We start from the raw sequence: 25,871 nt of genomic DNA on the forward strand, positions 1-25,871 counted from the left end.
GAAAGATCCGCGCGCAGTGATAAAAAAATGGCTAGTGGGTGTAATAAGAAGGCCGCCTATTGGCGGCCTTCTTAATAGAGACAAAACAGCGCGTTTAGTTCACTTACGCCTTTTGGTAAGCGGCCGCTGATTTTTCAATAGCTTTACGCGCTGCTTCAACGCCTTCCCAGGACTCAACTTTTACCCACTTGCCTTTTTCAAGGTCTTTGTAGTTTTCAAAGAAGTGGGCGATTTGCTGACGCAGAAGCTCGGGTAGGTCGGTAACTTCCTGTACGTCATCATAAAGCGTGCTGAGTTTGGGGTGTGGTACGCATACCAGCTTGGCATCTTCACCTGCTTCATCGGTCATGTTCAGGATGCCGATGGGGCGCGCACGAATAATACTGCCAGGCGCTACCGGGTGCGGTGTTACTACTAAGGCGTCGAGTGCATCGCCATCATCAGCCAGCGTATGGGGGATAAAGCCGTAGTTGGCGGGGTAGAACATTGGGGTCGCCATAAAACGATCAACCAAGAGTGCGCCCATATCCTTATCAATTTCGTATTTGATAGGCGAGTGGTTCGCAGGAATCTCGATCGCCACGTAAATATCGTTCGGCAAATCCTTTCCAGCTGGGATGTTATCGAAGTTCATCGTTGAGTCCTTAGAAGTTCTTGGGTGTTGCAGTGGCTAAGCAATTGATGCGTTGCACGAATAGTCGGGAATTATACGAAGATGGCTGGGCGATTGCCAATGCAACATGGGCGCAGCGCCGACGCTATCGCTTAATGGTAGCGGTAATTTGCTTTTATCGCAGTGGTCGCGACGTTTGGTGGGCATCGCAGTAAAGCCGTTGCGTGTATTATAGCGACCATGAGGTTTTGTCATGAAATTCTGTCATGAAGTTTTGTCATGAAATTCTGTTGAGCGGTTCGCCAAGGAGGATGAGTGGGGCATGCCCAGTTGCTGATCAGTTATGGTCAAGCGTTTGTTGCGCCTGACCGACGTTTGCATCGCAGCTCCATGTCGGTGCGTTTCCCTGATGCACCGCTATTAAAGGTCAAAGGGGGCTGCGCCGTTATCAGCGACTCTGTGTCGCGCAATACGCTGGCCAAACAGGCGGGTGATTTAAGTGTGCGTGGCTTTCTAGCGGATTACTTTTCTACGCCAGACCATTGGGACACTAAAACGTCTGCAACACGCGTGCTACGTGCACTCAATAGCTGGTGTTACAGCCAAAGCCAGCATGTAAAAGAGGGTGGCTTTGTTTCCTCAATGTCGGTGGTTGTCTTTCGTAAGTGCGAAGCGCACCTGTTTCATATGGGGGACACGCTGGTGTTTCGCTTGCGAGGCGCTGAATTTGAGCAGCTGACGCGAGACCATGTGACCGATATTGGCGGCTACCACTATCCTTCCCGGGCGCTGGGAATGGATGGCAGTGTGGACATCGACTATACTCATCTGGGCCTTAAACAGGGCGATATTTTTCTGTTCACCACGCGTGGCGTGCGCGGTACGCTGTTGCCTTCCGACTATGTACGCTTGATTCGCCAGGATGCCAGTGACCTGGATGCGGCTTGCGAACGCCTGGCCAGTGAAGCTAAGCAGCGCGCCCAAGAGCGAGGCTACGGAGGGGATCAATTTTGCTTTCAATTGGTGCGTATTGATGAGTTGCCGGAAGAGTCACCGGACGACCCGGGGCTGATTTACGGTGATTTGCCGATTCCGCCTGAACTTGCGCCAGGCGAGCGGCTTGATGGGTTGGAAGTAATAGAAGTGCTGTCGCGTAATGCGCAGTCTCGTGTCTATCGGGTAAGAGACGTGCATACCGAGCGTGAAATGGCAATGAAGGCGCCAAGCCCTGAGCTATCGCTCCGTAATGCCTATCTGGAGCATTTCCTGCTTCAGCAGTGGATCGTTGAGCGGGTTAATTCGCCTTTTATCGCTAAGGTCGTAAAGCCCTCAAGACCACGCCGCTATCTTTACTACTTGATGCAGCATGTTGAAGGGGACACGTTGCGCCAGTGGGCCGAGCGGCATCCTCAGGCCAGCCTTGTCCAGCGCTTGGATATCGCAAACCAGCTGGGTAAGGCCGTGCAGGCGCTGCACCACCGCGACATTATTCATCAGCAGATTACGCCGGATAATATTTTAATTGATAGCCACGGTAAGTTGATGCTCAACGATTTTAGCGCGTGCCATATGCGTGAGGTGGATGGTCACCGGCATTCAGGTGAGCTGTTGCGCCAAATTGGTTTTAACGAACACACCGCGCCTGAGTATGCATTGGAAGATAGCATTGGCCGCCGCAGCGATCAGTACTCCCTCGCTTCAACCGTCTACTGGCTGTTAACCGGAGAGCTACCTTACCAACTTACCCCGAACAAGTTGCGCAGTCATACGGATTTAGAAGAACTTAGCTATCGCAGCTCGCGAACTCATAACCCGGAAATTACCCAAGAGCTGGATGATGCCTTACGGCGTGCATTGGACCCACAGCGTGCGCTGCGCTTTAGGCGTCATTCAGAGTTTCTGCATGCACTGCGTGTCCCGCTAGGCCGTTTGCCTGCTCAAGAGGACACTCGCCCGGAGCCGCGTCGTCATTTCTGGCAAGGCGTCGCCGGAGTGTTGCTGCTGCTATTGGTACTTTCGTGGCTATTAAGGTGATGTGCTAGCGCGTTAAGCAATGTATAGCTGTAAAAAACGGGCGATGAGATAATCATCGCCCGTTTTGGTTACCGCCGTTGGCAACCCCGAAAGGGGTGCGCCTTATAGCGTAAATGTGGGAAGTTTTTGGTCCACTTTGGCAAGTTTCAGCTTAGCCACTTTGGGCAAGCCGTTCTCAAAGGGCGGGAAGTCTTCGCCTTGAATCAACGGTGAGAGGTAATCACGGCATGCCTGGGTAATCGCAAAGCCGCTTTCGCTAATAAAATCACGCGGCATGAACTTTTCCTGGTTGGCAATCTGGGCCAACGGCGCGGAAATAACATCCCACTGATAGGGTGATTGAGAAATACGGCGAATCGCGGGCATCATCGAGTTCTTGCCTGCCAGCGCGAGCGTCACGGCTTCACGGCCAACCGCATAGGCTTGTTCAACGTCTGTTTTCGAGGCCAAGTGGCGAGCTGCACGCTGTAAGTAGTCAGCGACGGCCCAGTGATACTTGTAGCCCAGGTCTTGCTTGATCATGCCGGCAAGCGTAGGCGCAACACCACCCAACTGGCGATGACCAAAGGCATCGGTATTGCCTGCATCGGCCAAGAAGGTGCCGTCTTCATAACGAGCGCCTTCTGATACCACGATGACGCAGTAGCCGTTCTGTTTCACGCTTTCCTCAACCCGCGCCATGACGGCTTTACGGTTGAAGGCGATCTCGGGGAAAATAATCAAGTGAGGCGGTTCACCTTCGCCTTCACCGGCTAATCCGCCCGCCGCTGCAATCCAGCCGGCATGGCGCCCCATCACTTCAAGCACGAAGACTTTGGTCGATGTTGCGCACATGGAGGCGATATCGAGAGAGGCTTCACGGGTAGAGGTGGCAATATATTTGGCAACGCTACCAAAGCCCGGGCTGTTATCGGTAATCGGCAGGTCATTATCCACGGTTTTAGGCACGTGAATAGCGGTTAGCGGATAGCCCAGCTTTTCTGAAAGTTGAGAGATCTTCAGGCAAGTGTCGGCACTGTCGCCACCACCGTTATAGAAGAAGTAGCGAATGTTATGTGCCTTAAATACCTCAATTAAACGCTCGTACTGAGTGCGATGGGTATCGATATCTTTTAGCTTGTAGCGGCAAGAACCGAATGCACCGCCGGGCGTATAGCGTAATGCGGCAATCGCTTCGTCGCTTTCCTGAGTAACATCAATGAGGTCTTCGGTTAATGCGCCAATAATGCCGTTATGGCCCGCGTATACCTTGCCAATTTGTTCGGGAGCTTGTCGGCATGCTTCGATAACGCCGCAGGCGCTGGCGTTAATAACGGCGGTAACGCCGCCTGACTGGGCGTAAAAGGCATTATACTGAGCCATTGAAACGTCTCATCTTTTGAAAAGCGAAAAAATAAAGCACACAGAAAGCGTTGAACGCCTTCATCAACAGTGCATGTAAAGTGGCGAAGTTTAGCGTAAAGCCCACGTCACTGCATCCAGCCAACGGGTTATTCACCGTCGTCCATGTCCTGCTCTCGTTGGGCCAAGCGCCATCCACCCAGGTCTTTATAACGGTTAACCATGGCGCAGAATAACTCCGCCGTGCGTTCGGTATCGTAGCGTGCTGAGTGTGCTGCTTTATTGTCAAATTCGATACCGGCCGCACGGCAGGCTCGGGCCAGTACGGTCTGGCCGTAAACAAGGCCTGCCAGTGTCGCGGTGTCAAAACTTGAGAAAGGGTGGAACGGGTTGCGTTTAACGTTGCAACGATTAGCGGCAGCGTTAAGAAAACCCTGATCAAACGCAGCATTATGGCCGACTAAAATGGCGCGCGAACATCCGTGGGCTTTTATAGATTTGCGTATAGGGCGGAAAATTTCACCCAGCGCTTCTGTTTCGCTGAGCGCTACCTGGCGGCGTAGCGGGTCATCCAGATTAATACCGGTAAAGTCCAGCGCTGACTGTTCAACATTGGCCCCTTCAAAGGGTTGAATGTGATAAGCGTAGGTCGCATCAGGCAGTAGGTTTCCTTCCGGGTCCATGGTGAGCGTGACGGCTGCAATTTCAAGCACGGCATCACTGTGGGCATTGAAGCCGCCCGTTTCTAAATCAATGACAACCGGCAGATAACTGCGAAAACGTTGGGCCATTAATTCGCGGGCAATTGCCTCGCTCATGCAGCTCTCCTTAGTACAGCGAGTAATCGTCAAAAATGGGCGGTAAGCCGCCTCCTGGATGGTGTGATTCTAGCAGCTTTCTGTATAAGGCGTCGCTGACGGTATTCGCTAGCCATAGAGAACGCTATACTTGGCGTTTACTTTGATACGTTGTGCGCTTAAAGGCGCCGTATTCGCTGGTGAGCGTCGTTTCACACACGTGGTTTTTATAAACGGTTTTATAAACAAGGAGCAAAGAATGTCCGATGTCAAAAAGGTTGTGCTGGCATATTCAGGCGGCCTGGACACCTCTGTAATCGTTAAGTGGTTGCAAGAAACTTACAACTGCGAGGTAGTGACCTTTACTGCCGACATCGGTCAAGGCGAAGAAGTCGAGCCGGCACGCGCGAAGGCACAGGCACTGGGTGTTAAAGAAATTTACATTGAAGATTTGCGCGAAGAGTTTGTACGCGACTATGTCTTCCCCATGTTCCGTGCCAATACCGTTTATGAAGGCGAGTATTTGCTGGGCACCTCCATTGCACGCCCACTAATCGCCAAGCGGTTGATCGAAATCGCCAATGAAACCGGCGCCGACGCTATCTCTCACGGTGCAACCGGTAAAGGTAACGACCAGGTGCGCTTTGAGCTGGGCGGTTACGCACTGAAACCTGGCGTTAAAGTGATTGCGCCGTGGCGCGAGTGGGATCTAACGTCTCGTGAAAAGCTGATGGCTTACTGCGAAGAGCACAATATCCCGGTCGACTTCTCCAGCAAGAAGAAGAAATCACCGTACTCCATGGACGCCAACCTGCTGCATATCTCCTACGAAGGCGGCATTTTGGAAGATCCGTGGGCCGAAGCTGAGGACGATATGTGGCGTTGGAGCGTATCGCCTGAAGCCGCCCCGGATCAGCCTACGTATGTTGAGTTGACGTTCGAGAAAGGCGATATCGTTGCCATCGACGGCGAAGCACACAAGCCGCACGAAGTACTTGAGAAGCTCAATAAAGTAGGTGGTGATAACGGCATTGGCCGTCTGGATATCGTAGAGAACCGTTACGTGGGCATGAAGTCGCGTGGCTGCTACGAAACACCTGGCGGCACCATCATGCTGCGTGCCCACCGTGCCATTGAATCGCTGACGCTTGATCGTGAAGAAGCCCACCTCAAAGATCAGCTAATGCCGAAATACGCAGAAGTGATCTACAACGGCTACTGGTGGAGTCCTGAGCGCCGCATGCTGCAAGCCGCTATCGATGAGACGCAGAAAAACGTCTCGGGCGTTGTGCGCCTGAAGCTCTATAAAGGTAACGCCATCGTAGTAGGACGTAAGTCCGAGCAGTCGTTGTTCGACGAGTCCATCGCAACGTTTGAAGATGACGCCGGTGCTTACGACCAGAAAGACGCGGAAGGCTTTATCAAGCTGAATGCATTACGTTTACGGATCGCCGCTGGCAAAGGTCGTCAGCAGAGCTAATTCCGATCAAAAGCGGCAGGGTTTTCCTGCCGCTTTTTTTCTAACGCGAGGAGCCCGTATGTTTAAAAAGCTCTTTTCAGGACTGTTGGGTGGCGGCAGTAAGTCGGCCACTAAGGCGGTCACCAATGCCGCGGAACCGGTGGAATACAAAGGCTATTCGATCGTTTCTCAGCCCGATCAACAAAGCGGTCAATACCGCGTCAGTGGTTGGATTAGTAAGGCTGATAGCAATGGTGAGCCGCGTGAACTTCGCTTTGAGCGTTCCGATATGTTGCCTGGTCGCGATGCTTGCGACGCCATGATGGTGACCAAGGCACAACGTTTTATTGATGAAGTGGGCGATGAAATGTTTAAGCCTGACCCTCGTCATGCGGGCAGTGAGCCAACAGTGACGGATAACCAGCAAACGCCAAGTGCCTAAGGCGCAGGCGTGCCTTTGTTAGGCTCTGCTTCAGGTAGTGTCAATACAAAGCAGGCGCCCTTGAGTACTTGGGCATCCTCTACCCAAAGCCTGCCACCCATGTGAACAGCAATTGCCCGGCTGATGGGTAAGCCTAAACCACTACCTTTAGGGCGACCACCGGTGGATGTATCGCCCGGCTGTAGCTGGTGGAATTTCTCGAATACATGTTCACGTGCGCTTGGCTCAATGCCTGCGCCATTATCTTCGACGCATAAATAAACGTGTTGATTCTGTTTATACAAGCGCAGCAAGACGTGTGGGTCTGCCGGGTCGGCAAATTTGCTCGCGTTATCCAGCAAGTTGATAATAATTTGCTCCAGCCGGTCCGGGTCGCCAATAACGTTGGCGGGTCGTTCTAAAATAGTGATTTCAAGGTGGACATTACGTTGCTCTTGTAGTCGCGCAATCGCTTCAAGGCTATGGTCGGTAAGCGCTGCTAGATCCAGCGTTTTTGCATCAAACGTCATACGGCCGCTCTCCAGGCGAGCAAGATCCAGAATTTCATCGATCAGCCGTGAAAGGCGCTGGCTCTCAAGCACCATGACGTGCAAAAAGTGCTGTCGCTTTTCCTCGGGGACGGTCTGAGAACCTGACAGGATTTCTGCAAATGCGCGAATGGAGGTGAGCGGGGTGCGCAGCTCATGACTCACCATCGCTACAAACTCATCCTTTAAACGGTCCAGTTCACGGAGTCGATCATTGGCGCTTTGTAAGTCCTTGCCGATTCGCGTCAGCTCATCCGATTTCTGTTTTAAACGACGGTTGTACTCCAGCGTTTGCGTGGTGATGTCCAGCATGCTGAGCAATGACTCAATGTCGAGTGCTTCACCGCGAACCACCGAGTTGATCAATACGCGCGCTGACGCATTACCCAGTGAGCCCGCCAAGGCCTGTTCTGCGCGCATGATAAGTTCATCAGCGGCAGGCTGGTCTTTTTGCAATGTACTAAGGGTTTGGGTGTGTGTTGAAAAAACCTGCTGCGCCGCTTTAAGCCCTAAGTAACGCACCAATAGCTCATGCAGAGCACCTTGCGTTGTTTGGCCACGTTGAAGCGAAGTGGTGGGCAGGTTGGGGTGCAGCGCCTCGGTAAACAGGGCGGCCTGGGTTTGTTCAAGCGGGGTGGAACGCGTAAACAGTGAAATGCTCACTAACAGACCTGCGTTGACAAACATGCTCCAGAGAAGGGAGTGCGTATAAATATCCCATTCTTCCAACCCAAAAAGCGCATAGGGCGTCAGCCAGCCAATACCCCAAGGGCCTTCGGTGAGTAGTGCGCTATCCAGCCATCCGGACTGAGCAAACCCAGGCAGGAGCAGGGTGTAGCTCCACATGAAGAATCCACCGATTAAGCCATACACTGCCCCCAGCCGGGTAGCACCACGCCAATAAAGGCCAATTAGCAGGGCCGGTGCGAACTGTGCCGCGCCGACGAAAGATACCAGGCCGATGGTGACTAAACTGTAGGAGTCGCCGATGAGCGCGTGGTAGAGATAGCCGAGTAGCAAGATAAGTACGATGGCGACCCGGCGTATTCTTAAAAGCCACCGGGCAAGCCCGCCTTTACTGTCTGTATGCAGCGCCTTAAAACGTAGCAAGAGCGGCATGATCAGTTGGTTGCTGACCATAGTGGAGAGCGCAATGGTTTCAACAATGACCATGCCCGTTGCCGCAGAAAGCCCACCAATAAAGACCAGCAGGGGAAGCCCTTCAAGCCCCGCAGAAAGCGGCAGGGTCAGCACAAAGCTGTCTGGGTCTCCCGCATCGAGCAGTAAACCGGCCAGGGCAATAGGGATCACAAATAGGTTAATCAGGAGTAAATACAGGGGGAATAGCCAACTGGCCCTGGCAAGATGGCGCTCATCGATATTTTCAACCACCAGCACCTGGAACTGACGTGGTAGGGTTAGGAACGCCAGAAAGGCAAGGACCAACATGCCTACCCAGCCGGTTGCTCCACCTGGAACGCTTTCCAGGTGCATTAATTGGCTTAAAGCAGGCGTTTGGGCGACCTGAGTAAACAGCGAACCTGGCCCCTCAAACAGGATAAAGACAACAAAAATCCCCACCGCTAGAAAAGCCACTAGTTTGACAATAGACTCCAGCGCAATAGCCGCTACCATGCCTTCATGACGCTCGCTGGCATCCAGATGGCGTGTGCCGAATAAAATAATAAAAACGGCCAGTACCAAAGCAACCCACAAGGAGCGGTCCATCCAGAAACGCTCATTATAGAGAATCGACTCAGCGCTTTGTGGGTAGCTAATGAGTACCGCATGGCTCACCGTAATGGCCTTTAGCTGTAGGGCTATATACGGCGTAATGGTAATCAGCGATATGAGCGCCACCAGTGCGCCAAGACTGGCACTTTTGCCATAGCGGGCGCTAATAAAGTCAGCAATGGAGGTGAGCCGTTGGCGTGCGGCAATGCGCACCATTTTGCGGATGATAAAAGGCGATAGCATCATCGCAAGCGTTGGCCCTAAATAGATAAGTAAAAAACTTGGGCCAAACTGCGCCGCGCGCCCGACACTGCCGTAGAACGTCCATGCCGTACAGTAAACGGCAATAGAAAGCGCATATACCGTTGGTGAGTTGATAATCGAACGGCCTTGCACCGCCCGGCGGTCGCCCCAGGCCGCTACCAGGAAAAGCAGGCCTAAATAGCCGAACACCGCACTTAGTATCAGCGCATCCGTTCGCATGATTATCGCCTTTTAGTAGGTTCCATCAGCCATGCGCTCAGGCCAATGATGAATGCCCAACTGCAGAAAAGATAAAGGGGTAGCCAGCCGATACCTACCGAGGGCAGGCGATCAATCACTAGAAGCAGTGGCGGACAGAAAAGCATCAGTGCCAGGGTGACTAGCCCAAGCAAGCGTTCTCGGTAGCGTGAATTTGAAGGCATCATGAGGCGCTGGCATCCTCTTTATCAAACGCACTGGCTTGTAAGGCGAGTAGCTGCTCAAGAGTGGTAATTCCGCGTGCTTCCAAACGCGGCAGTAATGCAAGCCAGAGCTCGCCAGTTACGCGAGCATCGCCCAGCGCCGTATGGCGAAGACCGGGTGGCAGTGTCAAGCCATACCGCTTCACCAGGCTGTCCAGGTCATGGCCATCGAGCCCTTCATCAAGCGCACGGGAGATTAATAAAGTATCCAGTACGGGCATGTCGAATAGCACACCTTTCTGACTGATCGCGAGCATATCGAACGAAGCGTTATGGGCGAGCAGGACAGCTTCACCAATATAATCACGAAAGTGCGGTAGCACCTGCTCCAGGCGCGGGGCTTCGTTAACGTCGCTATCTGTGATGCCATGAATCGCGGTACTGGCGGCAGGAATCGGCTTGTGTGGGTTAACGTAGTGATCAAACACATCGCTGGCTAATAAGCGCCCATTCACAATACGACAGGCGCCGAGGCTGATCACCGTATCGCCTCTGCGTAGCTCAAGACCGGTTGTTTCGGTATCAAAAATCACCAGTTCCAAGCTACGCAGAGCGCAATTAGCGAGCGTGGTATCGGGTGAGGGCAAGTCTGCGATACCAAAATCATGAAATTCTGGCCGAGGTGGCGCAGAGCGCGGAGCCGCATTTTGCGCCACGCCAAGAAGTGGTAGCCGCAAGCGTGCGTGCTGGCCGTCGGTGTCTTGCGTGCTCCAGGCATCGCTTGCGTGCTGGCGCAATACATCCGCCGCACTTGGGCTCAAGGGGAGCGTGTTCAGGGGGTGCATCAGCCACTTGGTAAGCTCGCTCTCGGGTATCGGTTTGCCCTTCCATACAAGGTCGAGGTAGGTGTGTTTAGGGCTAAGCGACACTTCGCCTTCAAACACACTACCTGTGATGTAATCACTCAGGTGTTTAACCAGCGATCCAAAAAGAGCCATCAACGCAGGGGCATCGCCTTTAAACCAGACCGGCATCCCAATGGGGGTGATCAGGCGGTGGGCAGGGTCCAGATAATCATCCAGCATCTGCCAAAAGTCATTGGACCATATTGAAGTAAGCCGCTCACCCTGTTGCTGCATGGCTTCAACAAGTTCACTGACGTTGGCGACTGTTTCACCAAGGGCGCTACTCTCTTCGCGCACTACTTGCTCCAGCCGCTGAGCAAGCGAGCCACTTTCATGCGCTGATTGACGCAGTTGGCTGAGTGCATCCGTCGCCGTTACCAGGCTTGCCGTATGTTGGCGCAGAGGTGTGAGCATACGTGCAAGATCGGCCCGCTCACCCCGTTCACTGGCCCAGGCCGCCGTGGCATCGCTGCAGGTTATCAGTGTTTCACCTTGGCTTTCAGGCACCCGACGGATAATGACTTTTAACCAGCGCTGATCACACGGCACCAAAAGCTCACGCGGAGTGCCATTAGCGGGCAGTTGCTCAAGGAGTTGTTGCAAACTTGCAAGCGGCAATAGGGCTTCCAGACGCTTACCCAAGCCTAGGCCTTGCGTATTCACAAAAAAGCGCTCAGCCGCTTGGTTGAACAGCATCAAACGGCGGTGCTTATCGTAAAGCAGAAGCGGCGTTTCCAGCACCTGTAGCAGCGCCTCAAGCGCTTTACGGATACGGGTTGCGCTTTGGGCGCCCTCGGCACGGGCCTTATGCAATGAATGACGGTCCGAGTGCCAGCTCTCTTGCACACGGCGTAGATCAGGTGCCAGGCCCTTCAGCCAGCCTTGCGGGGGCCAGGTGTCTTCGGTATCAGGGTTGGCGGCCAGTCGGGCAAGCTGTGCTTGTAGACTGCGTAGCGGCGTAAAAAGCAGACGTTCAAGCAGCAAGCCCACTAAGAAAAGTGTGATGCCGCCTGAAAAGCAACCTGCCCAGAGGATAAGCCGATAGCCACCACGCACGTTCAACTGGCTTTCCAGCCAAGCAGCAAATAAAGCCCCGCCCAAGAGGCTCAAGCCGCTAAGCAGTAGCCAGGCACCCACCAAACGCTGCCGTTTAGGCAGTGCCTTTGGCGTCATGAGGTTTCCTCACCCAGCAGGGTTTGCACTTTCTCAACCAGCGCCTGTGTTGAAAATGGCTTGGTAATATAGGCGTTAGCGCCCAGCGCAAAGCCCTTTTCACGCTCCGCTTCACGGCCATGGGCGGTGAGCATAATCACCGGCAGCTGTGCCGTAGCGGTATGGCTGCGTAGTGCTTCCAATACATCAAACCCGCTAATCCCGGGAAGGCTAATATCCAGTAACACTACATCTGGTTCGTTGGCCGCCACACACTCAAGGGCTTGTTCGCCATCCAGCGCGCTGATGACATCAAACCCTGCCTGCTCCATTAAAAATTCAATCGACAGGACGATGTTCGGTTCATCATCGACCACTAGCACTTTTGTCATGGAGCCCACCGACTGGTTGTTATTTAAAAACGTTTATCTCACTCACTACGAGTGTAGGTAGCGATGCAAGGCAGGCCAAGACGACCTTGGCCGAATAGAAAGCGAGTGCGGGTACCAGTTTACAACTTTAGGGTGAATAATCGGTGTTCAAGAGATTTAGACATAGACGTAATCAAGAAGCCGTACCAACATATAAATAGAAACACCTGACCTATACGTGCCTTGGTTTTAATAATAAAGAACAATCTTGCCAAAGGAGCCGCGCATATGAGTGCTGTTATCTTGCTGTTAATCGGACTTGGGGCAATGGCGTTAGGATACGTGTTGTATTCTAAATTTATTGCTCAAAAGATCTATCAGTTAGACCCCGATTTCAAAACCCCTGCCCATGAGTTTGAGGATGGCATCGACTATGTGCCGACCAACCGTTTTGTGCTCTGGGGGCATCACTTTACCTCAGTAGCGGGAGCGGCACCCATAGTAGGCCCTGCCATTGCGGTGATATGGGGCTGGGCACCTGCTTTTTTATGGGTGGTGTTCGGCACCATCTTTTTTGCCGGTGTACACGATTTTGGCGCTATATGGGCCAGCGTACGTAATAAGGCCAAGTCGGTAGGCGCCTTAACGGGCGATGTGGTCGGCAAACGGGCACGCAGCATTTTTATGATCGTTATTTTCCTTGTGCTGCTCATGGTTAATGCCGTGTTTGCCGTGGTGATTGCCGGATTAATGATGAACTTTCCTAGTGCAGTGGTACCGGTTTGGGGGGCGATTTTTGTGGCACTGATCATTGGCCAGCTGATCTACCGGCGGATACTGAGTCTAGCTGTGGTATCGGTATTAGGCGTCATCGCTCTTTATGCGCTTATTGGTATTGGCCCGATGGTGCCTGTTCAAATGCCTGCTGAAGTCGCTGGGCTATCGGGTAACGCTATCTGGATTGTGATTTTGTTTGGCTATGCAGCCATTGCTTCGCTATTGCCCGTATGGATGCTGCTGCAGCCACGAGACTATATCAATGGTTTGCAGCTATTTATCGGCCTGCTGATTCTTTATGGAGCGCTGGTGCTGCTTAACCCAACGCTGGTTGCGCCTGCCTTTAACAGCAATGTGCCTGCCGGCACGCCTTCGATGATTCCGCTGCTTTTTGTAACGATTGCCTGCGGGGCAATATCGGGTTTCCACGGGCTGGTATCTTCAGGTACAACGTCCAAACAGCTTAATAAAGAAACCGATGCGCGGTTCGTGGGCTACTTTGGGGCGGTAGGCGAGGGGATGCTAGCACTAGCGGCTATTTTGGCCGCGACGGCAGGGTTTGCGACATTTGGCGATTGGCAGGCCATGTACAGCGCCTTTGGCCAGGGCGGCGTTAACGCCTTTGTGGAAGGGGGCGCATTTATTATTCATAACGGTATTGGGCTGCCTGAGGCTACTGCCGCGACGCTGCTTACGGTCATGGCCGCGCTTTTTGCAGGTACCACCATGGATACTGGCTTACGCTTGCAGCGTTATATTTTCCAGGAGTGGGGTGATATTTATAACCAGCCGTGGATGAAAAAACCGGCACTTGCGACAGGTCTGGCGGTGGGAACCTGCCTGTTGTTGGCGTTCGGGGCGGGTGGTGCGGATGGTTCTGGCGGTTTGATTATCTGGCCGCTTTTTGGCACCACCAACCAGTTGCTGGCCGGGTTAACGCTGCTGATTATTACCGTCATGCTGGTACGTCTGCGGCGGCCCATGTGGTACACCCTGGCGCCCCTGTGCTTTTTGCTGGTAATGACCATATTGGCATTACTCATTCAGCTTCGCACTTTCTGGGACCAAGGCAACATGTTCCTGCTGGTGATGGATATTGTGGTGCTGATGGCGGCCATTCTCGTCGCGATGGAGTGTGCCGCGGCGCTTAAACGCTCGCGTGCCGAAATGGCAGCCCAAGGTGACTAAATAAAGAGGGCATCATAATGTTATCCAAGCGTGATACGTTGCGGGCCTGGCTGGGCCAGGCCCGCTTTTTTACCGAAGAGGTCTATAGCGCGCGCTATCGAGGGGCGATTGCGCGGGCGCGCCGTGATGAAGATGACCTGTTCATGCTGCTGGTTTTTTCAGAAATGATGGGTGTACCCAACCCCGCCGCCTACTACACGCTGGAATTGCAGCCGCTGCTGCTTGAACGTTTTCATGACTGGCATACGCGAATGGGCATGGAGCATTCGCCGCTGGACCATTTTCGCTGTTGCTAGCCCCCTAAATAAGCCCATGGACAGGTAATCTATGCAATCAGTTCTCAACCGCCGCCTGCTGTGGGTAGGCGGTAAAGGTGGCGTGGGTAAAACAACCGTCGCGGCCTCTTTGGCAATTCTTGCGGCCAGACGCAACAAGCGCGTGCTGGTGGTTTCAACTGACCCCGCCCATAGCCTGGGCGATGTGTTTGATCAAACGTTAGGCGATACGCCGCGTCGCTTGCTGCCTAATCTGGATGCCATGGAGATTGATCCTGATAGTGAGGTTGAAGCGCATTTAAATAGAGTTACCCAGCAAATGCGCCGCTTCGCCGCGCCTGAAATGATGCAGGAGCTAGAGCGGCAAATGCGCCTGACGCGTCAATCCCCCGGTACTCAGGAAGCGGCCCTGCTTGAGCGGCTGGCACGGCTGATTCTGGATGACGATGCACCGTATGACTTGATGATTATCGATACGGCGCCCACCGGGCATACGCTGCGTCTTTTAACCCTGCCCGAAGCCATGGCGGCCTGGACGGATGGACTGCTGGCGCATAATCGAAAGTCGGCTGAATTGAGCGGTGTGCTTAAGCATCTCACTCCATCACGTGGGCAGGATGTGGCCACTCCCTTTGATAACCCCACAGAAGATGCGCTTTCCGGTCTGGATGAGCGTACCCGCGAGGTGGCGGAAACACTCATTAACCGGCGGCGGCTGTTTCACCAAGCACGGCGTCGTATAGAGGATGCCAAGGCGTGCAGCTTTTTATTCGTCATGACGCCGGAGCGACTGCCTATCCTTGAGACACAGCGAGCCGTCAGCGCCTTGGAAGAGGTTAATATTAACGTGGCGGGCGTACTGGTTAACCGGGTGATACCTAAAGAAGCGGACGGTGCCTTTTTGCAGGCACGACGCGCGCAGGAGGCCACCTATCTCGAACGCATTGATACGCTGTTCAAGCATCTTCCTCGACCCACGCTACCGTGGTTAGCGACCGATGTACAAGGGATCGACGTGTTAGAATCGCTGGCTGATAAGCTGGAGCACCAGGGTTTTTAATAGCGAGTTTTTTAATACCAGGTTTTAAGACAAGGGCTTTAATGCGCGTTCTACTACTCTCGGCGTACGAAGCGGTAAGCCACCGTTACTGGGCAGACAGTTTAATGGCTAATCTTTCCGAAGTGGCGTGGCAAACGTTGAGTTTACCGCCGCGTCACTTTGCCTGGCGAATTCGCGGTAACCCGCTTAGCTGGTGGCTAAAAGAGCATGACACACTTAGCCAATCCTATGATGTCGTGTTGGCAACGTCGATGGTGGATTTGGCGACGCTTCTGGGGCTTTTTCCTCATTTGGGCCGGGCCAGGAAAATTGTCTATTTTCACGAAAACCAGTTTGCCTATCCGGAATCGAGTGACCAGATGCCTCAGGTAGAGGCAAAAATGGTGAATCTCTATGCAGCGCTTGCCGCCGATACCGTTGTTTTTAACACCGCCTATAACCGCGACTCGTTTTTTACCGGCGTGCGGGCATTCTTAAAGAAAATGCCCGAAAACCTGCCCGCGGCCAAGCCGCTTGAGGCATTACGCTCACGTGCTCGCGTACTGCCCGTACCGATTTCACCGCTGGCCGAAACGCATACTGATGGTCGGGTTTCACGGCGTATTGTGTGGAACCATCGCTGGGAGTATGACAAAAATCCGGATGACTTTTTCAATACGTTAATAGCGCTAAGCGAGAAGGGCATTGAGTTTGAGTTAGCCGTATTGGGTCAGCGTTTTCGGCAAACACCGCCTATTTTTGATATCGCCCAGGAGAAACTAGCTGCGCATAATGTGGCTTGGGGCCCGCAGTCGGAACCGCAATACCGCGAGCTGTTGGCGACCGCCGGGATTGTAGTCTCGACGACCTGGCATGAGTTTCAGGGCTTGGCCATTATGGAAGCTGCCCAGCGCGGAGCATTACCGCTAGTGCCCGATAGGCTGTGTTTTCCTGAGCTATATCCAGATGCTTACCGTTATGATGGTACGCCAGACGGCCTTTATAAGCGTTTGCATGCGTGGCTTAGCACACCCGATTCACGGCCTGGGGAGATAAACACGCAGGCCTGGGAATGGCCCGCCTGGCGCGATGCGTACCGCGCACTATTACAGCCAGGCTTATCGCTACCGCGCTAGTCCAGGGAATCTAGCCGTCGGGTTGGCCAGTGAACGACAGCCGTATGGCGGCGCATTTTTTGGGCAAGGTGCGGATGCTCCCGCCGAATGACGTGCTCGGCGAACTCGGATAAAAAACGCGACTTCAGCATCGCCCGGGCACGATCCACGCCGCTATGCTGATACGGTGTTGAGGCAAGCAGCATAAAACCATCATCGGGGATCTTGCCAGCCTGCATATTGGCTTCAATAATCGTGGCGGCAGTACCAATCGGTTCAGCCAGGTCGGGCCCGTAAGGCCCAATAATCAGTGCTGTATTAGGCAAGTGCAAAAAGTCGAACCCACGCCCAATACAAATTGCCCACTCACGATGCTCGATATCCAGTTCGCGTTCAACGCCCTGAAGATCATTGACATGCGCCAAGTTACCTTTCAATAAAGGCAGTAAATCCCGGCGTATGTCCGCAGGCATATCAGGGAAAATAGCCTGTAGATGCGCGGTGAGCGCTTCTATAGGCTGCCCAACCCATTCGCGCACATCCAATACTGCGTCGTCCTGACCGTGAAGGATGAGAGCGTCGCTATCCGTTTCAAAGCCACACACTAACGGGTACACCTGCTGATGGTCTTCACCAAATAGCTGACCAGCCTGGTGGGCAATCGTATGCGCGTGTGCTTTGGCGGCTTGGGTGTCGCAAGCGAATCCGGCGCATCCTCGCGCCGGGTTGCCCTCGGAAAAGTGGTAAGTAATCAATAAAAGCGTGGCTCGCCCCGCGTTGGTGGCTTCAATAACGGTGTCGGTAAGTAGCTCACCCAAATATGGCCAACCCAAATCGAAAATCCCGCCAAGGTTACGAAATGGGGTAATAATGCCGAGCGGTGTGCGGGTGGCGTGTGGGATATGAATACGCCCATCCATACATTTCATAACCACAATCGACGTAGGGTGTTGCGCCAGGTAGCGTTGGCGTGAAAGCCAGGCGCCTGCACTGCCAAAGTGGTCAGCGTGCTGACGGGAGAGCGCAAATAACGCGTCAATACGCTGCTCAATGGGTTGGTCATGTAGCAAAGTGGCAGGCATCGGCATAGGAGTCTCCTGTTAACGTAAGCTAGGCGAGTTCGATTTTGTCGGGGTACTCGCACAGGTCTTCTATAATACAGCTTCCGCAACGAGGTTTGCGCGCAATGCAGGTGTATCGACCGTGGAGAATCAACCAGTGGTGAGCATCCTGCTTAAACTCCCTGGGCACATGGCGTATTAACTTCTGCTCGACTTCAACGACATTTTTGCCTTTGGCGATGCCGGTACGGTTCGATACACGAAAGATATGCGTATCGACGGCAATGGTTGGCTGCCCGAACGCCGTATTCAGAATTACATTGGCGGTTTTACGCCCAACCCCTGGCAGTGCTTCTAACGCACTACGCGTGTCGGGCACGACGCCGCCGTGCTGGTTGACCAGAATATGGCAGGTCTTCATCAAGTTCTCTGCTTTGGTGTTATACAGGCCGATGGTCTTGATATGCGCTTTAAGCTGATCAATCCCCAAGTCAATAATAGCCTGGGGCGTATTGGCAACGGGGTAGAGCCGTGCGGTGGCTTTATTGACGCCGACATCGGTGGCTTGTGCGGAAAGTAAAACCGCCGCAAGCAGCTCAAAGGGGGTCGTCCAGTTGAGCTCTGTTGTCGGGTGCGGGTCTGCTGCTTGAAGGCGAGCAAAAATTTCATGACGCTTTTGGGCATTCATAGCGTGTCTCTACGGTTACTTGATGATGCCGGTGACCCGGACGCGGCGCTCTGTTCGTGGGGTGGCCGCTGAAGGCAAGGCACGTGCGGCGCGTCGCTGGTCTATCACGTTTTTTAGCGCGATCAGCATCCCGGCCACAAAAAATGCGCCAGGCGGCAGCACGAAAAACAGAAATTGATAGTCGTCTACCAGGGTGAGTTGCCAATTGGCCGCGATAGGACCAAGCAGTAGCGCCATATCACTAAATAGCGTGCCTTGGCCCAATAGCTCACGCAGCCCGCCAAGCAGTACTAAAACGCTACCGAAACCAATGCCCATCATCAGGCCGTCAAGCGCTGCAAGTCCTACCGGTTGGCGGGAGGCAAACGCATCGGCACGCCCTAAAATGGCGCAGTTGGTGACGATTAGCGGAATAAAAATACCCAGCAGTTGATAGAGCGGGTAGGCATAGGCGGCCATCAATAGTTCAGCACAGGTAACAAACGCCGCGATGATCATGACAAAGGCCGGTAGCCGAACGGCATTCGGCACTTGGTGACGCACAAGCGATACGGCGGTGCTGGTGCCTACCATGACAAACAGCGTGGCGATGGCTAACCCTAGCGAGTTAACCACGGTTGTGCTGACGGCCAGCAGTGGACATAACCCCAGCAATTGTACTAATGCCGGATTATTGCTCCAAAGCCCGTCACGGGTCAGCGCTTGCCATTGGCTCATCGAATCGGCTCCTCAATGTTACCCGGTAGCGGCGTATTGGCGGCGTACTCTAAAGCGTTATGAACGGCCTCAATAACGGCGCGAGGTGTAATGGTTGCGCCGGTAAAACCATCAAACTGGCCGCCCTCTTTTTTAACGGCCCAGGCATTTGGTGGCAGTTCATCAAGGCTTAATCCGTTAAAGCGGGTAATCCAGTCGCTGCGCTGGCGCTCAATCTTATCACCGAGGCCTGGGGTCTCCTGATGGTAGGTCACGCGTACACCGCTAATACGCTGCTGCTCATTTATTCCTACCAGTAAATCAATTTCTCCACTGTAACCCTGGCGCGTGATCACTGGCAGAACAGTAACGCGGTGATCCCCACGGCTGATTTGCCAGCCTGTCACTGGCGTTCGGTGGCCCAGGGCGGCGGCATTGGGCAAGTAGAAGGCACTGTTTAGCACTTGATCCGTCGGTGTATCAGCTAATGCCTGAGGCAGTACCGCTTGCAGCTGGCGGAGCTGGTAGGTTTGCTGATGCTGGGTAATACGTTCAGAGGTCAAGGCCCGGGTAACCGCGACGCTGCCTGCCGTAACGAGCGCGAAGATACCCAGCGTTAAAGCGCCACGCCGCATGGCGATAATGGGCGTCATCGTAATGCTCCTGGCGCGCCTTTTGAGTGGCCTTGAGGGCGGGGCACGGTGTACAGGTCAATCAATGGGACGCACAGGTTCATCAACAAAACGGCAAAAGCCACCGCATCCGGATAGCCTCCCAGGTTGCGAATCACCATGATCAGCACCCCCATGCCCATGCCGTACAGCAATTTTCCGCGCTGGCTGGTCGCCGCGGATACTGGGTCGGTGGCAATAAAGAAAGCCCCAAACAGCGCCGCACCGGTTACCAGGTGAAAAAGAGGCGATGCAAAACGGTTAGGATCAAGTAGATGAAACAGTGTTGCCAACGCTACCAGACTACCTAACAGGGCGATGGGAATGTGCCAACTAATAATCCGTTTAAACAGCAGCAGCACCCCGCCCGCAAGCCAGGCCAGACTGATGCTGTACCAGGCTGCAAGCGTTTGTTCGGGTAGCGGTGCGCTTAACCAGAACTGCTCGGCAGAGAGCCCTTCGGCCTTATGTTTGAACACATCCAATGGCGTTGCACCGCTAAGCGCATCAAGTTGGGAAGTAGGCAGTGTTCCGAGAATTTGTGCCCAGAGCGTCTCGCTAATGAGTGGCTGAGGCGGCGCCCACAGCGTCATGTACGTAGGAAATGAGACCAGCAATAGCGCATAGCCCACCATGGCCGGATTAAACGGATTATGCCCCAGGCCACCATACAGCTGCTTGGCAATCACCATGGCGGCGATCATGCCGACCCCAATTAGCCACCAAGGGCTTGCCGGAGGGAGCGAGGCACCCAGCAGTACGCCAGTAAGTAGGGCGCTGGTATCCGTTAAGGCTGGCGCGATGGGTCGGCGGCGAAGGCGCAGCATGCCCGCCTCAAGAAACATGCCCATAATGGCCGCCAAGGCAATATTGCTGAGTACGCCCAACCCAAAGTAATACGTCATGGCCAACACGCCAGGCAGTGTGGCGACCACCACCCAGCGCATTAATGACGCCGTTGCTGGTGTTGTTGACTTGGCAGAGGAGGCGCTTACTTGTGATGCGTGAAACATACTCATGGGGTGTCCTCCTCGGTCGGTGCTTTAGCACTTTCACGCGCTTGCGCCAGCTGTAAATCGGCGGCCTTAAGATTTTCCTGGGCGGTCGCCAGCAGCGTTTCCAGGTCTTCATGGGAGTGCTGTGGCTCTTGCTGGGCTGCCCGTGCGAGCACTTTTTCGGCTTTTCTAACCGCTGCCTTGGCCGCTGTTTGGGCAATACGCAGGCTGCGCAAGTCGGCTGGAGGCGCGCTGGTGCTCTCGTTACTGGCGTTGCCGTCGGTGGGCTTGTTGTGCGCTAGCCGGGCCTGACGGCGCGCCTGTTTTTCTGTCTCTTCTCGGGCCAGGCGTGCCTGGCGAAACTCGAAGCGATGCTTGGCATGTTCGGCCTTGGCTGCTTCAATTTGTTGGTAGCGAAGGCGACGTTTGGCGTCGCGGTAATCATCGACCAGCGAAATATGGCTAGGGCAAACATAGCTACAGGCGCCACATTCGATGCAGTCAAAAAGGTGATAGCTCGTTAGCTTGTCGTCGTCCTGGGCGCGGGCGTACCAGTGCAACTGCTGAGGAAGCAGCTGGGCGGGGCATACGCTTTCACACGCTCCGCAGCGGATACAAGGGGATTCCATCGGCGCAGACGGCAGTTCGTCAGGCGTTGCCGCAATCAGGCAGTTCGTCGTTTTGATCACGGGCGCTGTGAGCGACTCAAGCGAGCTGCCCATCATCGGGCCGCCCTGAACAACGCGACCAAGCTTGGCATTATCAAGGCCTGCATGAACCAGCAGGTTCTCAATGGATGTTCCTAAGCGCACCCAGTAGTTGCCCGGTTGGTTAAGCGCTTCTCCGGTGAGCGTCACCACGCGCTCAACCAACGGTTGGCCATCACGCACTGCGTGAAGTGCTGCCAGTAGCGTGCCGGGGTTGTGGCAAAGCACCCCAACATCTGCCGGTAGGCCTTGGCTGGGTACTGTTCGGTTCAACAGCTTTTTAATTAACTGTCGCTCGCTACCACTTGGATAACGAGTAGGGATAACGGCCAGCGTCACGCGGGCTGGCTGGCTGTCTGGAAGGACATGCTCCAAGGCGGTAATGGCCTCGGGCTTATTATCTTCAATGCCGATGATGATCTGCTGGGCACCGCATAAGGCAGCGATGAGCTGTGCGCCTTCCAGCATGTCGCCTGGATAATTCCGTAATGTGAGGTCGTCGGCCGTAATGTAAGGCTCGCATTCGGCGGCGTTAATCACCAGCGTGTCGATAGCATGGCGCTCAATCACGCGAGCCTTGATATGGGTCGGGAAACCGGCACCACCTAACCCGACCACACCGCTGTCATCCAGCCGTGTAAGCAGTGTAGGTGCATCTGTTTTTCGCCAATCGAGCGGGGGGAGATATTGCCAGGTATCCTGGCCATCGCTGTCTATGTGAATAACGTCGCTATCTACTCGGCTAACCGTGCCACTCACTGTCGCGTGGATATCTGCGGATATCAAACCATCGCGCTTGGCGATCAGGCTGCCAACGCGAACATGATCGCCCCGGGCCACACAGGGGGTGGCGGGGCGGCCGCTATGCTGGCACAGCGGAAGGATGACCTGCGACGGTAACGGGGCACGTCGCAACGGTGATTGCGTTGAACGGTCCTTTCGCTCCGGTGGGTAGATGCCGCCTGGGAAATCAAATGGGTGTGCCATCTGGCCCCCTTGTTGCTGGTGTACGGTCGCTTGCAATGACGCCAGTGGGTAAAACAACGGGCTGCCACTGGCCAAGCGGCGTACTTCGGGGCAGCATGTCGATACAGTCTACCGGGCAAGGGTCAACGCATAAGTCACAGCCTGTGCACTCATCCTCAATCACGGTGTGCATCTGTTTGGCCGCGCCAATAATGGCATCCACTGGGCACGCCTGAATGCACTTGGTGCAGCCAATGCACTCGGCCTCGCGGATATACGCCACGTTGGCTTCGCTGAGCGCCTCGCCATCAAGTGGCTCGGGTTCACGGCCGAGTAGGTCTGCCAAGGCATGAATGGTTGCCTCGCCACCGGGCGGGCACTTGTTGAGTGCGTCGCCCTCATTAATCGCTTCGGCGTAAGGGCGGCAGCCTGGGTAACCGCATTGGCCGCACTGCGATTGGGGCAGCAGCGCATCAATTTGCTCAACAAGAGGGTGCTCGTCCCCCTTAAAACGTTCACTAACCGCCCCCAGTAGGGCGCCAAAGCCGATGCCAAGCCCCGTCAAGATGCCAATTGAACTGACAATCCCCCAGAGAGAAAAACCATCACTCATGGTAGAAAATTACCCTTGAGTTAAACCAGAAAAACCAAGAAAGGCGAGCGACATAAGGCTGGCAGTGACCATGGCAATAGCGGCCCCTTTGAAAGGCTTGGGGACATCCGCGCCAGCCAAGCGCTCGCGCATGGCGGCAAACAGGACCAACACCAGCGAGAAGCCGAGCGCTGCCCCCAGCCCATAGAGTGTGGTATGAAAAAAGCCAAGCTCACGGTTGAGCGAGAGCAGAGCAACACCCAGTACGGCACAGTTGGTCGTAATCAGGGGCAGAAAGATGCCCAGCACTTGATGTAGCAACGGGCTTAAATGGCGCACCATGATTTCGGTGAATTGCACGACGGCGGCAATCACCACAATAAAGCTGATGGTGCGCAGGTAAGTAACATTCAAAGGCACCAACAAGCCGTAATAAACGACGTAGCTTGCTGCAGAGGCGAGGGTTAATACGAACGTCGTTGCCAGCGACATGCCCATGGCAGATTCCAGCTTATTGGAAACCCCCATAAACGGACAGAGCCCCAAAAACTGCACCAAGACAAAATTATTGACCAGCGCGGTGCTGATCAAAATGATGAATAACTCACTCATAGCGACGTATCGTGGCTGACAACAGAAAAATCAGCGTTAGGCAGTGTGAATATCTTGACCTGATGATGTCCTGCCGCTTTGGCATTATAAAGCACTTGATCGGCGATGCTCATCATGACTAACGAGCATAGTGCGAGCAAGAGCACACCACTCAACGCTACTAAAAATTGAAAACGCAGTGATTGAGAGAAGTGCCGATGCATAATCAGGCCTAAACGGAGAGTCTTATAAAAGGTTTATTAAGCAATCCACGTAAGAAGGGGGTAGAGCTTGGTCGTCTCTACCCCCCGGAAGTGCTTGAAGATCGGCTACATTACACGTTGGCCGGGTTCGGCACCAGTGTCAGGTGAAAGCAGATAAATGCCGTCTTTATTGGCAGAGGCGAGCACCATACCTTCGGAAAGGCCAAAACGCATTTTACGCGGCGCAAGGTTGGCTGCCATGACGGTAAGACGTCCCTCAAGCGCCTCAGGCGCATAGGCGCTGCGAATGCCGGAGAAAACATTGCGGGTTTCACCGCCTAAATCTAGCGTTAATTGCAGCAGCTTGTCCGCGCCCTCTACATACTGTGCCTTGGTGATCCGGGCAATGCGCAGGTCTACCTTGGCAAAGTCGTCAAAGCTAATTTCGGCGGCAATGGGGTCATCTGCTAGAGGCCCTTTGGGAGCTTCTTTAAGCTTTTGCTCTTCCACCAGATCCTCCTTGGAGGCTTCAATCATGGCGTCAATTTTGTCACGCTCTACGCGGGTCATAAGAGGTTTGAATTTCTCCACCTCATGATTAACCAGCACATTATGACGGCTTTCCCAGTTAAGTGAATCAAGCTTCAAGAAGGCTTGTGCCTGAGCGGCCATGGTGGGTACCACGGGGGCCAAGTACACCATTAGTTGGCGGAAGAGGTTGATGCCGACTGAACAAATCTCGAGCACTTCTTGGTCATGGCCATCTTGCTTAGCGAGCGCCCAAGGCTCTTTCTCGGCAATATAGGTATTGGCTTCATCCGCCAGCTCCATGATTTTACGCATGGCACGGCTAAATTCGCGTGCTTCAAAATCATCGGCAATGTCATCGCCCGCGGCGATAAATCGGGCGACCATCTGCGGTTCGGCGCAGTGCGCTGAAAGGGTGCCGCCACCTAACTTTTTAACGAACCCGGCGCAGCGGCTGGCAATGTTAACCACTTTGCCCACGAGGTCTGAATTAACCCGTGCGGCAAAATCATCCAGGTTGAGGTCCAGGTCGTCCACTTTGGACGTCAGTTTGGCAGCGAAGTAATAGCGCAAGTACTCGGGATTCAAGTAATCGGCATAGGTCGAAGCCTTGATAAAGGTGCCGCGTGACTTCGACATTTTGGCACCATCTACGGTCAGAAAGCCGTGGCAATTTACCGCGGTGGGCGTGCGTAAATCAGCGCCATGCAGCATGGCTGGCCAGAAAAGTGCGTGGAAATAGACAATGTCTTTCCCAATAAAGTGGTAGACCTCGGCGTTGGAGTCTTTATTCCAGTAGCTATCGAAATCAATGCCGTCACGGTCACACAAATTCTTGAAGCTGGCTAAGTAACCGATAGGGGCATCAAGCCATACATAAAAGTATTTGCCCGGCGCGTCGGGGATTTCAAACCCGAAATAGGGCGCATCACGGGAGATATCCCATTCGTTAAAGCCTGATTCAAACCACTCCATCAGCTTGTTACGAATCTGTGGCTGTACGTGGCCATCGTTGATCCAGCGCTGCAGGAACTCGGCAAAGTCCGGCAATTTAAAGAAGTAATGGGTTGAAGAGCGTACTTCCGGGATTGCGCCGGAAATGGCGGATACCGGGTTGATCAAGTCAGCAGGGGTGTAAGTGGCACCACACTTTTCGCAATTATCACCGTACTGGTCGTCGGTGCCGCATTTCGGGCAGGTGCCTTTGATGAAACGGTCCGCCAGGAACAGGCCTTTTTGCGGGTCGTACATCTGCTCTATATCGCGGGTGGCGATATGGCCTTTATCACGCAGACGCTTATAGATAACCTCACTGAGGTGCCGGTTCTCTTCCGAATGCGTGGAATGGTAGTTGTCAAAGTTAACGTTGAAGCGAGCGAAGTCTTCCTGGTGATCGCGTGAGACGCGGTCAATCAAAGCTTCAGGCGTAATACCTTCCTGCTCGGCACGCAGCATGATGGCCGTACCATGAGCGTCGTCGGCGCAAACGTAGTAGCACTGCTGGCCACGGCTTTTCTGAAAACGTACCCAGATATCGGTTTGGATATATTCAAGTAAGTGACCGAGGTGGATCGCTCCGTTAGCGTAGGGGAGCGCGCTGGTCACCAGAATATTGCGCGTGGCAGAGTTAGACATGGTGAATGATAATTCCGGTTAGACGATAACAATAAAACGGCGAAGTTAGCCGGCAGCTGGCCGGTAACAAGGTACGATGCAGGCGTTTAAATTGACGTTAAAGC

24 protein-coding genes are annotated in these 25,871 nt (G+C 54.0%); 7 read left to right on the forward strand and 17 right to left on the reverse strand.

Annotated features, from left to right (window positions below; all coding sequences use genetic code 11):
- Positions 1-103 precede the first annotated feature (103 nt).
- Complete coding sequence (gene ppa / locus ACT3TC_RS08065; RefSeq protein WP_087105558.1) at positions 104-634, reverse strand: inorganic diphosphatase; 531 nt, start codon at positions 632-634, stop codon at positions 104-106.
- Positions 635-928: 294 nt separating this feature from the next.
- Between ppa and ACT3TC_RS08070 the strand changes: the two genes are divergently transcribed.
- Positions 929-2,647 (forward strand): protein kinase domain-containing protein, encoded by a 1,719-nt coding sequence (locus ACT3TC_RS08070; RefSeq protein ID WP_444639684.1) that lies wholly within the window; start codon positions 929-931, stop codon positions 2,645-2,647.
- A gap of 102 nt (positions 2,648-2,749) precedes the next feature.
- Here the strand turns inward: ACT3TC_RS08070 and ACT3TC_RS08075 are convergent, their stop codons facing one another.
- Both ACT3TC_RS08075 and rnt read right to left on the reverse strand, forming a co-directional pair.
- Positions 2,750-4,009, reverse strand: coding sequence for a 6-phosphofructokinase (locus ACT3TC_RS08075; protein WP_087105555.1), 1,260 nt, complete (start codon positions 4,007-4,009; stop codon positions 2,750-2,752).
- Positions 4,010-4,137: 128 nt separating this feature from the next.
- Positions 4,138-4,806: a ribonuclease T gene (gene rnt, locus ACT3TC_RS08080; RefSeq protein WP_193054355.1), complete on the reverse strand. Its 669-nt coding sequence runs from the start codon at positions 4,804-4,806 to the stop codon at positions 4,138-4,140.
- 238 nt (positions 4,807-5,044) lie between these two features.
- On the opposite strand from rnt, the gene ACT3TC_RS08085 reads away from it, so the two are divergent.
- Together ACT3TC_RS08085 and ACT3TC_RS08090 are read left to right on the forward strand one after the other, a co-directional pair.
- Positions 5,045-6,265: an argininosuccinate synthase gene (locus ACT3TC_RS08085; protein ID WP_444639685.1), complete on the forward strand. Its 1,221-nt coding sequence runs from the start codon at positions 5,045-5,047 to the stop codon at positions 6,263-6,265.
- Positions 6,266-6,323: 58 nt separating this feature from the next.
- On the forward strand, positions 6,324-6,686 hold the full coding sequence (locus ACT3TC_RS08090; RefSeq protein WP_444639686.1) for an HlyU family transcriptional regulator: 363 nt from the start codon (positions 6,324-6,326) through the stop codon (positions 6,684-6,686).
- Here ACT3TC_RS08090 and ACT3TC_RS08095 read toward each other — a convergent pair.
- The 4 genes from ACT3TC_RS08095 to ACT3TC_RS08110 are packed head-to-tail and all read right to left on the reverse strand — an operon-like array spanning position 6,683 to position 12,061.
- Positions 6,683-9,430 carry an ATP-binding protein gene (locus ACT3TC_RS08095; RefSeq protein ID WP_444639687.1) on the reverse strand — a complete coding sequence of 916 codons (2,748 nt, stop codon included), beginning with the start codon at positions 9,428-9,430 and terminating at the stop codon, positions 6,683-6,685. The two genes, ACT3TC_RS08090 and ACT3TC_RS08095, sit on opposite strands and share 4 nt — an antisense overlap.
- A 2-nt stretch (positions 9,431-9,432) precedes the next feature.
- Complete coding sequence (locus tag ACT3TC_RS08100) at positions 9,433-9,636, reverse strand: hypothetical protein (RefSeq protein WP_172116526.1); 204 nt, start codon at positions 9,634-9,636, stop codon at positions 9,433-9,435.
- Positions 9,633-11,690, reverse strand: coding sequence for an exonuclease domain-containing protein (locus tag ACT3TC_RS08105; protein WP_444639688.1), 2,058 nt, complete (start codon positions 11,688-11,690; stop codon positions 9,633-9,635). Before ACT3TC_RS08105 ends, ACT3TC_RS08100 begins: the two co-directional genes overlap by 4 nt.
- Positions 11,687-12,061 (reverse strand): response regulator transcription factor, encoded by a 375-nt coding sequence (locus ACT3TC_RS08110; RefSeq protein WP_172116528.1) that lies wholly within the window; start codon positions 12,059-12,061, stop codon positions 11,687-11,689. Before ACT3TC_RS08110 ends, ACT3TC_RS08105 begins: the two co-directional genes overlap by 4 nt.
- A 267-nt stretch (positions 12,062-12,328) precedes the next feature.
- Here ACT3TC_RS08110 and ACT3TC_RS08115 point away from each other — a divergent pair, with 267 nt between their 5' ends.
- Genes ACT3TC_RS08115 through ACT3TC_RS08130 form a run of 4 tightly spaced genes read left to right on the forward strand, consistent with a single transcriptional unit; the run spans position 12,329 to position 16,455 of the window.
- Positions 12,329-14,005, forward strand: coding sequence for a carbon starvation CstA family protein (locus ACT3TC_RS08115; protein WP_441679192.1), 1,677 nt, complete (start codon positions 12,329-12,331; stop codon positions 14,003-14,005).
- Between the two features lie 17 nt (positions 14,006-14,022).
- The gene (locus ACT3TC_RS08120) at positions 14,023-14,301 is read left to right on the forward strand and encodes a cory-CC-star protein (RefSeq protein ID WP_172116530.1); all 279 of its coding nucleotides are present in this window, start codon (positions 14,023-14,025) and stop codon (positions 14,299-14,301) included.
- A 31-nt stretch (positions 14,302-14,332) separates the two neighbouring features.
- The gene (locus ACT3TC_RS08125) at positions 14,333-15,340 is read left to right on the forward strand and encodes an ArsA family ATPase (RefSeq protein WP_444639689.1); all 1,008 of its coding nucleotides are present in this window, start codon (positions 14,333-14,335) and stop codon (positions 15,338-15,340) included.
- A 41-nt stretch (positions 15,341-15,381) separates the two neighbouring features.
- Positions 15,382-16,455 (forward strand): tRNA-queuosine alpha-mannosyltransferase domain-containing protein, encoded by a 1,074-nt coding sequence (locus tag ACT3TC_RS08130; protein ID WP_444639690.1) that lies wholly within the window; start codon positions 15,382-15,384, stop codon positions 16,453-16,455.
- Here the strand turns inward: ACT3TC_RS08130 and ACT3TC_RS08135 are convergent.
- The 10 genes from ACT3TC_RS08135 to metG all read right to left on the reverse strand — a co-directional run bounded on the left by ACT3TC_RS08135 (position 16,452) and on the right by metG (position 25,767).
- Entirely contained in the window at positions 16,452-17,522 is a 1,071-nt protein-coding gene (locus ACT3TC_RS08135) for a hypothetical protein (RefSeq protein ID WP_444639691.1), read from the reverse strand. The genes ACT3TC_RS08130 and ACT3TC_RS08135 overlap by 4 nt on opposite strands.
- A gap of 22 nt (positions 17,523-17,544) precedes the next feature.
- Positions 17,545-18,183, reverse strand: a complete 639-nt coding sequence (gene nth / locus ACT3TC_RS08140) for an endonuclease III (RefSeq protein WP_192526505.1) — start codon at positions 18,181-18,183, stop codon at positions 17,545-17,547.
- A gap of 15 nt (positions 18,184-18,198) precedes the next feature.
- A complete protein-coding gene (locus tag ACT3TC_RS08145) occupies positions 18,199-18,900 on the reverse strand; it encodes an electron transport complex subunit E (RefSeq protein ID WP_444630584.1) in 702 nt (233 codons plus the stop codon).
- Entirely contained in the window at positions 18,897-19,532 is a 636-nt protein-coding gene (rsxG, locus tag ACT3TC_RS08150) for an electron transport complex subunit RsxG (RefSeq protein WP_444630583.1), read from the reverse strand. Before rsxG ends, ACT3TC_RS08145 begins: the two co-directional genes overlap by 4 nt.
- Positions 19,529-20,569 carry an RnfABCDGE type electron transport complex subunit D gene (locus tag ACT3TC_RS08155; protein ID WP_444639692.1) on the reverse strand — a complete coding sequence of 347 codons (1,041 nt, stop codon included), beginning with the start codon at positions 20,567-20,569 and terminating at the stop codon, positions 19,529-19,531. Before ACT3TC_RS08155 ends, rsxG begins: the two co-directional genes overlap by 4 nt.
- Positions 20,566-22,239, reverse strand: a complete 1,674-nt coding sequence (gene rsxC, locus ACT3TC_RS08160; RefSeq protein ID WP_444639693.1) for an electron transport complex subunit RsxC — start codon at positions 22,237-22,239, stop codon at positions 20,566-20,568. Before rsxC ends, ACT3TC_RS08155 begins: the two co-directional genes overlap by 4 nt.
- Positions 22,223-22,831, reverse strand: a complete 609-nt coding sequence (gene rsxB, locus ACT3TC_RS08165) for an electron transport complex subunit RsxB (protein WP_444639694.1) — start codon at positions 22,829-22,831, stop codon at positions 22,223-22,225. Before rsxB ends, rsxC begins: the two co-directional genes overlap by 17 nt.
- A gap of 9 nt (positions 22,832-22,840) precedes the next feature.
- Complete coding sequence (rsxA, locus tag ACT3TC_RS08170; protein WP_444639695.1) at positions 22,841-23,422, reverse strand: electron transport complex subunit RsxA; 582 nt, start codon at positions 23,420-23,422, stop codon at positions 22,841-22,843.
- Positions 23,419-23,625 carry a hypothetical protein gene (locus ACT3TC_RS08175; RefSeq protein WP_444639696.1) on the reverse strand — a complete coding sequence of 69 codons (207 nt, stop codon included), beginning with the start codon at positions 23,623-23,625 and terminating at the stop codon, positions 23,419-23,421. The genes rsxA and ACT3TC_RS08175 overlap by 4 nt, the downstream gene beginning before the upstream one ends.
- 105 nt (positions 23,626-23,730) lie before the next feature.
- Entirely contained in the window at positions 23,731-25,767 is a 2,037-nt protein-coding gene (metG, locus tag ACT3TC_RS08180) for a methionine--tRNA ligase (RefSeq protein WP_444639697.1), read from the reverse strand.
- Between the last annotated feature and the right edge of the window lie 104 nt (positions 25,768-25,871).

The sequence above is a fragment of the Halomonas sp. AOP27-A1-41 genome (genome assembly GCF_052378605.1).
GTDB lineage: Bacteria > Pseudomonadota > Gammaproteobacteria > Pseudomonadales > Halomonadaceae > Vreelandella > Vreelandella citrativorans.